This is a genomic window from Variovorax sp. P2_H12, assembly GCF_056403395.1.
Genome location: NZ_JBFUFO010000344.1, coordinates 1 through 351, shown reverse-complemented (window position 1 = coordinate 351; position 351 = coordinate 1). Strand labels below are relative to the sequence as shown.

1 pseudogene is annotated in these 351 nt (G+C 74.9%); it reads right to left on the bottom strand.

Annotation, left to right across the window (positions count from 1 at the left end):
* Positions 1–339: pseudogene (locus tag AC1DYK_RS36410) on the bottom strand (hypothetical protein); the annotation flags it as partial.
* Positions 340–351 lie beyond the last annotated feature (12 nt).

Sequence of the window (351 nt, the reverse complement as noted above, 5' to 3'; positions counted from 1 at the left end):
GCGCCAGTCCGGTGCGGGCCGGCCCTGGACGTAACCGCCGCCACCGCCGCCGTAACCCCGGCCGCCGCCGTTGCCGCCGCCGTAGACCTGACCGGCGCCGTAACCGTTGTCGTACCCGGCGTTGTCGTCATAGCCGTCGGAGTACCGCGGCGGCTCCGGACGGCGCTGTTGCGGCGGCGCCGGATACTGCTGAGGCGGCGCCGGGCGCTGCGGCGGCGGTGCGGGGTGCCGCTGGACGTGCCGCATCACACGGGCACCCTCGGGCTGGGCGCTGTCACTGCCCCGTCCGTAGCGGTCGTCGCGGTTGTCGTCGGTCCATCCACCGGGCCTGTCGCTCATGCGGACCAGTGT